This is a genomic window from Actinomycetospora sp. (assembly GCF_055612215.1).
In genome coordinates, this window is record NZ_JBVPVA010001140.1 from 1 (window position 1) to 4,068 (window position 4,068).

The 4,068-nt window shown below is 71.8% G+C and carries 5 protein-coding genes; all 5 read right to left on the reverse strand.

Annotated elements, in window-relative coordinates:
* Positions 1 to 1,106, reverse strand: a 1,106-nt coding sequence (locus tag AC0CYZ_RS30725) for a zinc-dependent alcohol dehydrogenase (RefSeq protein WP_472221906.1), incomplete at its 3' end; no start/stop codon positions are given.
* Positions 1,103 to 1,552, reverse strand: coding sequence for a hypothetical protein (locus tag AC0CYZ_RS30730; RefSeq protein ID WP_472221907.1), 450 nt, complete (start codon positions 1,550 to 1,552; stop codon positions 1,103 to 1,105). The genes AC0CYZ_RS30725 and AC0CYZ_RS30730, both read right to left, overlap by 4 nt.
* Positions 1,553 to 1,622: 70 nt before the next feature.
* Positions 1,623 to 2,057, reverse strand: coding sequence for an STAS domain-containing protein (locus AC0CYZ_RS30735; protein ID WP_472221908.1), 435 nt, complete (start codon positions 2,055 to 2,057; stop codon positions 1,623 to 1,625).
* 12 nt (positions 2,058 to 2,069) lie between these two features.
* Positions 2,070 to 3,218 carry a glutathione-independent formaldehyde dehydrogenase gene (locus AC0CYZ_RS30740; RefSeq protein ID WP_472221909.1) on the reverse strand — a complete coding sequence of 383 codons (1,149 nt, stop codon included), beginning with the start codon at positions 3,216 to 3,218 and terminating at the stop codon, positions 2,070 to 2,072.
* Between the two features lie 56 nt (positions 3,219 to 3,274).
* Positions 3,275 to 3,832, reverse strand: a complete 558-nt coding sequence (locus AC0CYZ_RS30745; RefSeq protein WP_472221910.1) for a type 1 glutamine amidotransferase domain-containing protein — start codon at positions 3,830 to 3,832, stop codon at positions 3,275 to 3,277.
* Between the last annotated feature and the right edge of the window lie 236 nt (positions 3,833 to 4,068).

Below are 4,068 nucleotides of genomic sequence, written 5' to 3' on the forward strand. Positions count from 1 at the left end.
GGGCCCTCGTCCAACGACATGACGTGGGTGGCCAGGTGGCTGGTGGTGATCTCCCCGCGGGCGATGCGGTCGAGCAGCATGGGGACGTAGCGCTGGCCGTGCTGCTGGGCGCCGCGCAGGGTCAGGCCCTTGTTCATCAGCGCCCCGAGCGGGAACTTGTCGACCAGCCCGGCGAACACCCCCAGGGAGAACACCGATCCGCCCTTGCGGCAGGCCATGATCGCCTCACGGATCGCAGGGGGCCGGTCGTTCTCCAGGCGCAGCTGCTGCTTGACCTTGTCGTAGAGGTACTCCGGGCCGTAGGTGTGCGCCTCCTGGCCGACGGCCTCGATGCACACGTCGGGCCCTCGGCCGCCGGTGCGCTCGCGCAGCTCGGCACCCACGTCGGTGGCGCCGTAGTCCAGGGTCTCGGCGCCGACGTGCGTGGCGACCATGTCCAGCCGCTCGGACAGCCGGTCGATGACGATCACCTGCTCGGCGCCCAGCAGGATCGCCGCGCGGGCCGCCATCTGCCCGACCCCTCCGGCACCCCACACCGCGACCGTGTCGCCCGGTCCCACGCCGCCGAGGTGGGCGCCCATCCACCCGGTGGGGACCCCGTCGGAGGCGAACAGCGCGGAGAGGTCGTCGACCCCGTCGGGGATCGCGAACGCCCCGTGATCGGCGAACGGGACCCGGACGTACTCGGCGTGGCTGCCCATGAAGCCGCCCATCGCGTGGGAGTAGCCGAAGATGCCGCCAGGGTCCTGGCCCCACAGGCCCTGGGTGATGCCGGGGTTGGTGTTGGTGTTGTCGCACAGCGACCACAGGTCGTTGTCGCAGTACCAGCAGGACCCGCAGCCGATGAACGAGACCACCACCACCCGGTCCCCGACCTGGTGGTTGGTGACCTCCGGGCCGATCTCGACGATCTCCCCCATGAATTCGTGCCCGATCACGTCGCCGGCCTCCATGGCCGGGATGTAGCCGTCGAGCAGGTGCAGGTCCGATCCGCACGTGACGGTGTAGCCGACCTTGACGATCACGTCGTGGGCGTTCTGGATCCGCGGATCGGGGACGCGTTCGACGGCGAGCTTGTTGACGCCCTCCCAGCACAGTGCCTTCACAGTCGCCCCTCTCCCCACGCCCGCGCGGTGACCGCGCGCAGCACCTGTCCGGCCGGGCCGGGATGGCTCGATCCCGGGCGCGACGGTTCGACGACCTCCCCGCACTCGAGGATCGACTTGGTCTCGCGCAGGGCCGCACGCACCGATCGACGGAGCTCGGCCGAGCCCCCGTCGGACGCCGTCGGACGAGCGGCCAGCTCGGTGCCCTTGTCACCGGGCGCGGGGCGCACGGTCAGCTCGATCTCACCGCGCATGCGGCTCAACGGACCGGACCCGTCCACCTCGGTCCGGACGTCGTCGGGCTTCCGGTAGACCGTGACCACCAGCCACCGACCCGGTCGGGCGGTCTCCTCGTGGGCGGGCTGGTCGGCCATCCCGACCAGCCCCCGGACGGCGTCGATCGCACGGTCGGCCAGCCTGGTCGGATCGACCACGACTCTGCTCATGTCTCCTCCTCTCGGGTGGCCGGCGCGGCGGTCCGCGCCGGCCGGGTCCGCGACGACGCGGCCCGCGGCCTCAGCCCGGCGCCCGGCGGCGGACCGCGTCGTACACGGTGAAGGCCCCGGTCGACGTGGCCCGGTCCAGGCCGACGCCGAGTGCCTCCGACGGGTTGCACAGCTCCACCCGGCACCCTTCGGCGAGCCGTCGGATGCGCACGCGGTCCAGCAACCGCGCCAGGCCGGGCTCGCAGGAGCGCACCTCGGACAGGTCGATGACGAGCTCGACGGCGCTCAGCTGGCGCACCAGCTGCTCGTCGAGCAGCGCCCGGAGCCGCTCGACGACCCCCACGTCGACGGCGCCGGCCAGAGCCAGCGCCAACCGGCCCGCGCCGAAGGAGCGGATCGCGATCACCGGCTCGTCCTCGCGCGCCGGCGTGGACGCCACCTCGGCCAGCACACCCAGCGTCGCCTCCAGGCGCCGCCGCTGCTCCTGCCCGATCGAGACCGTCACGACCGGACCGGCTCAGGCGCTCTGGCCCGGGTGCAGGACGACCTTGGTCCAGCCGTCCTCGCGGGCGTCGAAGTGCTTGTAAGCCTCCGGCCCCTGCTCGAGGGGCAGGTCGTGGGAGACGATCCACGACGGCTTGACCTTGTCCGTGGCGATCAGGTTGCGCAGGTGGCGGTTGTAGCGCTTGATCGGGGCCTGCCCGGTCCCCATCTGCTGACCTTTGAACCAGAAGTTGCCGAAGTCGAAGCGGGCCTTCCCGTGCTGGGCGAGCTCGTCGGGGCCACCGGGGTCCTGCGGGACGAACACCCCGACGGTGCCGATGCCGCCGGTGAACCGCACCGAGGACACCAGCTTGTTGAGGGTGTCGGCGTTGTCCTCGTGCCCCTGCGGGTCGTGGGCCTGGTAGCCGACGCACTCGCACCCGCGGTCCGCGCCCCGGCCCTTGGTGTGCTCCATGACCTGGTCGACCGGTGAGCCCTGCGAGTCGTCGATCGCGAGGGCGCCGATCTGCTCGGCCAGCCGGAGCCGGTCGGGGTGACGGTCGACCACCATCACCGTCGCGGCGCCCTTGGTGACGGCCGAGAGGGCGGCCATCTGTCCGACGGGGCCGCCGCCGAAGATGACGATGCTCTCCCCCGGCTTCAGGCCGGACATCTCCGTCGCGTGCCACCCGGTGGGGAAGATGTCGGAGAGCATGACGTAGTCGTCCTGCTTGTCCTGGGCGTCCTCGGGCAGGCGCAGGCACTGGAAGTCGCCCCACGGGACGCGCAGGTACTCGGCCTGCCCGCCGGGCCAGGGGCCCATGTCGGCGAACCCGTACGCGGCGCCGGCCAGACCCGGTTCGTTGGCGCGCAGGCAGTAGTTGGTCAGGCTGTGCTCGCAGTTCTCGCAGTGCCCGCAGCTGACGTTGAAGGGCGCGGAGACCATGTCCCCGACCGCGACCTTGTCGACGGCGTCACCGACCTCCACGACCTCACCGAGGTTCTCGTGGCCGAAGATGCGGCCCTCCTCGAAGTCGGTGCGCCCCTCGTACATGTGCAGGTCCGACCCGCAGATGTTCGTCGAGGTGATGCGCACCAGGACGTCGGTGGGCTTCTCGATGCGGGCGTCGGGCACGTCGTCGACGCTGACCTGCCGCGGGCCGTGGTAGACGAGGGCTTTCATGGTGGGTCCTTCCGTGGTGGGTGTGGTGACGTTCGACGGAGATCGACGGCGAGCCGTCAGCTCCGGGCGGGGACGGCGGCGAACTGCTCGACGACCGCGGCACAGAAGGCGGCCATGTCCTGAGGGCCCCGGCTGGTCGTGAACTGGCCGTCGACGCAGACCTCCTCGTCGACGACCTCCGCCCCGGCGTTGCGCAGGTCGGTGCGGATGCTGGGCCACGAGGTCAGCCGCTTCCCGCGGACGCAGTCGGCCTCGGCGAGCGTCCACGGGCCGTGGCAGATCGACGCGATCGGCTTCCCGGTCTCCACGAACGAACGCACGAAGGCGACCGCGTCGGGGTCGGTGCGCAGCTGATCGGGGTTCATCGTGCCGCCGGGCAGGAGCAGCGCGTCGTAGTCGTCGACCGAGGCGTCGCCCACCCGGCGGTCGACCGAGAACGAGCCGGCCGGGTCGAGGTCCATCTGCCGGGCGGCGATCTCGCCGTCGTGGATCGACAACAGCTCGGTGCGGGCGCCCGCCCCGTAGAGCGCGCCGCGCGGCGCTTCGAGCTCCACCCGCTCGACGCCGTCGGTAGCGAGGATCGCAACGGTGAGGCCGCGTAGGTCGTCTGCCATGGAGATCGCCTCTCGGGAGTGACATCAGGGATCGTTCGGGCCGAGGTATAGCCGCGAGGAAGACACCGGCAGACCGGCAACGGCGCATCCCGTGCGAGCGGGTCGACGCCGCGGAGACGATTCCGACCCGTCGGGTCGAAGAGTGGTCGGTATCGCGGGCGCCGACCGTCGGCCGGCCGCCGATCCCCGGTCCGGCGAGGTCGGCGTGGTCCGTGCCGGTGCCCGGGGACGGCTCG

Excerpts from the sequence above, each read along its gene's own strand:
- AC0CYZ_RS30730 (WP_472221907.1), bottom strand. The coding sequence starts at position 1,552 with ATGAGCAGAGTCGTGGTCGATCCGACCAGGCTGGCCGACCGTGCGATC.
- AC0CYZ_RS30740 (WP_472221909.1), bottom strand. The coding sequence starts at position 3,218 with ATGAAAGCCCTCGTCTACCACGGCCCGCGGCAGGTCAGCGTCGACGAC.
- AC0CYZ_RS30745 (WP_472221910.1), bottom strand. The coding sequence starts at position 3,832 with ATGGCAGACGACCTACGCGGCCTCACCGTTGCGATCCTCGCTACCGAC.